This is a genomic window from Rothia sp. HMSC075F09 (assembly GCF_001810515.1).
Lineage (GTDB): Bacteria > Actinomycetota > Actinomycetes > Actinomycetales > Micrococcaceae > Rothia.
This window is the reverse complement of record NZ_KV801780.1, coordinates 162,050-165,398: the sequence shown is the minus strand read 5'-3', so window position 1 is coordinate 165,398 and position 3,349 is coordinate 162,050. Positions and strand designations below refer to the sequence as shown.

Sequence of the window (3,349 nt, the reverse complement as noted above, 5' to 3'; positions counted from 1 at the left end):
GTCTTTTCTAATCTGTAATCAGAAGCACCGAAATTCGCAGAGTTGGGAAGGAAAAGACTATGGGTAACCTCGGTATGATTGCAGCAGTGACCTCACTTTTACTGGTGTTTGTGACTTTATGCCTTATTTTCCGGATGGTTCTTGAATCAACTGGATATTTTTGGTACGCAACGGCTAGGAATGAGATGATTGCTAGTATCCTAAACGAATTTGGTATATATAGAGAATCAAAATTTGAATCTTTTAAGCGGTTTGGAAAAGCATCAATAAGGAACGCTGCATTTAATATATCCCACCCGCTTCACCTGTTTCCTCCCAAAGATGTAGATAATGAATTTAAAGATAAGGTTCAACATTTTCTAAAGTGGGTTGAAAAGGAGCCAAGCTCTACTGCGCAAAGTAATTGTATCGATTCGTTGGCCCAGCTGGAAAAAATGACTGGTATCACCCCTAAATATGACCCATTTGGGGAGGTCTATCTATCTTTAAGGAATTTTTGTTCCGAGGTGGAGGAAATAAAATATGCAGATTTTGTTAGCTATGATGACATTCTGAACCTCATTAAAGAAGAGAATATCCTGGCAAAGTATTCTTGGGTTAAGAAGCGCTGGCAGTCTGGTTATCTCCTTCTCTTGATGCGTGATTTTGTTGATTATGCCGGGAGGGGAACGACTATTGGGCTGTTTATTGGTTTCACCATTGCCTTAATTCTAGGAGACCCTTTTGGTTTGGTTGTAACGGTAATTCCTGTAGTTGGTGCTATTATTGGGGCAATTTCATGCCTTGTAAGAATTGACCTTGCCAAAAATGAGGTTAATAGGCTGAATAATAAAAAGTATAGAAGTCATGTGAGGGTGATAGTTAAATCTATTATCAGTATTCTGTGTATGTATTTATTTATGAATGCCTATTTTCTAATCATTGCTTTGCTGCATGGGGCAAGAATTGGTGGTTAATATGCCAATGATTCAACCTTTGGTAGATTATTCTCCGTCTAATGCATAATGAGTTGCAAAAGTGATGCTATGCATCGTCTGATTAGAACGAAGCCCTAATATAGTTCTAGCGGTAGTGGTGTACTCTCATTCCAGCCCTCCGAGTGGCTATTCCGTATTGGCAACTCGGTGGGCTGCTTTGGCATGTTAAAAGCTTTTATAAGCTCGATGCATCCGCGGGGGAGTGCACCTCCAGAAAACCCCTCGTCACGCAAATATTTTGTGTATTTTTTCCGGTGCGGGTGGTGCAGCCCCTTATCTTGTCAGGGGCGCCCCGTACCTTTGGTGGTAGAGAACAACGACGCGTTCTCACCCACTCCGCCGAGCGACCAAAGGAGCCCCTCATGTACACGGTTGGTTACTACAATGACGAAGACTTCCGCGCCTTCTACTCCGGCCAGGACGCCGCCAACATTGACGACTTCTTCACTGACAACGGCGAATACCTCATGGTGTACCTGCCGGAGGTGACTGACCGCGAGTTCCTCGCCGGCCTCCGCTACGGTAACGGCTGCGACGTGCTCTGCCAGAGCGGATATGCCCTCGACGAGGCGGAAGAGGCCCTCCGCGACATGTATGCGCTCGCCGTGTAGCCGACCCGCCCACCTGGCACAGATGGGATCCGGTCATGAGTTGCGGATTTATGCCATAGGTTAGTGTCTTTGGTCGTAGTTAAAAACCACGGTCGAAGACACTAAACCATGGCACAAATTCTGCGGGCGCAGAGATATTTGATGCATAAAGCGTTGATGTGTCCGAATAATGACGTTCAGATACTATTGCACTCAAAACAATGCAAATAGACACAAAGATGCGCTACAGTGGTAACTGTAGTGTTCTACGGCGCATTGATGCGCTTGTTAGGTGCACTAGGGGGCTTTTTTCCTTCCGGAGGTCAGATACGACCCACAAAAGCAGCCCGACACTAGTAACTAAACAACACACCATCACCGACGATAGGAGCGCATCTTCTATGGATTCGACCATTTTTAACCGCCGCACCCTGCTGGGTAGCGGCGCACTTGTGGGCCTGGGAGCCCTGCTTGCGGCGTGTGGCCAGCAGGCTAATAACGAGGCGGCAGCCACCGCATCCACGGCGCCGAGCGATACCGGTTCGGTATCCGCGGCGGCATCCGATGCCACTTCTGCTTCCGCTACTCCGTCTACTGTCCGAGGCTACTCGGGTGGCTCCAAGGCACCGGATGGGGAGTACCGTAAGGCTGACAAATATGGTCCCGCCCAGAACGTACCCAAACCCACCGCACCTGAAGACGGATACCGCGAAAAATCTCTAGAAGGCCTCCGCAAGACTTTGGACGCCTGGATTTTGTGGGCAAATTACGGCACTCAAACTGGCGATTACTCGATGGCTCGCAAGTTCATCTCGCCAAATTTCAAACGTGAATTGGAAGAGTATAAAAATGCAGAAGAGCTTTATCAAAGCGGTGGATGGATTATTGGTGGAATCGACCATTTTCTAGCCGATGGAAACCCTTGGTCCGAAGACGGTGAAACCTACTTCTGGAAAGCCTATCGCGAATGGGATCGTGAGATCTTTGTTGAGTCTGATGGGAGCTGGGTTAGCTGGACCAATGATGACAAAACTGACGATACCTTCAAATTTGAACTGAAGCACAACGGTCAAAAATGGGAAATCATTGATTATGTAAGTGTTGAGGACTAAACATGAGACAGAATATTAAAAATATTTCATTGATAATTATTGGAATAAATATTGTATGCTCACCAATCGCTCCGGCATTAGGTAGCGACTCGACAAAAGAATGTTCATCTGAAAATAGCGCCAAAGTATGTCAAACCACTAAGAATACAAAATATAAAGACAAAAGCGGAGGCAATAGAAACACAGGTCATACCTCAGAAAATATAAATGACGGAAATTACCCATCTCAGTCATCAAATTCAGAACCTAGCACCTACACCACCAAAGGCGCCAACGGCCTTACCCTAATTCGTTCCAAAAGTGACTCTAATATCCTTGGCTGCGTAAAGGACGGAAAGGTTGGACACGTAAAACTCAACAATCTCATTGTTCGTGACGATGGGACTTACATCGATGGTGGCCTCGGCAAATATAGCCCCACCTCAGAAACCTGTGTCCCCGACGATACCCGCACCTTCACCAGTGCCGACAGTCCGGGTCCCACCGGTCCGACCTACGAAGAAGTCATGGAGGAAATCCTTCACGCCGCCCAATCCCTAGAGCCGGGCAAGCCGACCCTGCACCAGTCCTACAACAACCCCGCAGGAACCGGCAGGGCAGAAGGCGATCCCAACGTCTACAAGGGCGATCAGATCAATTTCTACGTCGATGACGGAGGCCCCTACCGCCT

Annotated in this window: 3 protein-coding genes and 1 pseudogene; all 4 read left to right on the top strand. The window is 47.4% G+C overall.

The genetic code is table 11. The annotated features are described in order from the left end of the window. The first annotated feature begins 59 nt into the window (after positions 1 to 59). On the top strand, positions 60 to 956 hold the full coding sequence (locus tag HMPREF2749_RS02630; RefSeq protein ID WP_049345499.1) for a hypothetical protein: 897 nt from the start codon (positions 60 to 62) through the stop codon (positions 954 to 956). 383 nt (positions 957 to 1,339) lie between these two features. After that, positions 1,340 to 1,588: a hypothetical protein gene (locus HMPREF2749_RS02625; RefSeq protein WP_070593355.1), complete on the top strand. Its 249-nt coding sequence runs from the start codon at positions 1,340 to 1,342 to the stop codon at positions 1,586 to 1,588. A gap of 380 nt (positions 1,589 to 1,968) precedes the next feature. After that, complete coding sequence (locus tag HMPREF2749_RS02620; protein ID WP_070593354.1) at positions 1,969 to 2,679, top strand: DUF6318 family protein; 711 nt, start codon at positions 1,969 to 1,971, stop codon at positions 2,677 to 2,679. A gap of 2 nt (positions 2,680 to 2,681) precedes the next feature. Further along, positions 2,682 to 3,349, top strand: a pseudogene (locus HMPREF2749_RS09385) (peptide ABC transporter ATPase); the annotation flags it as partial.

Bases quoted from the DNA above. Each gene is read 5' to 3' on its own strand.
- HMPREF2749_RS02630 (WP_049345499.1), top strand. From the start codon at position 60: ATGGGTAACCTCGGTATGATTGCAGCAGTGACCTCACTTTTACTGGTG.
- HMPREF2749_RS02620 (WP_070593354.1), top strand. From the start codon at position 1,969: ATGGATTCGACCATTTTTAACCGCCGCACCCTGCTGGGTAGCGGCGCA.
- HMPREF2749_RS02625 (WP_070593355.1), top strand. From the start codon at position 1,340: ATGTACACGGTTGGTTACTACAATGACGAAGACTTCCGCGCCTTCTAC.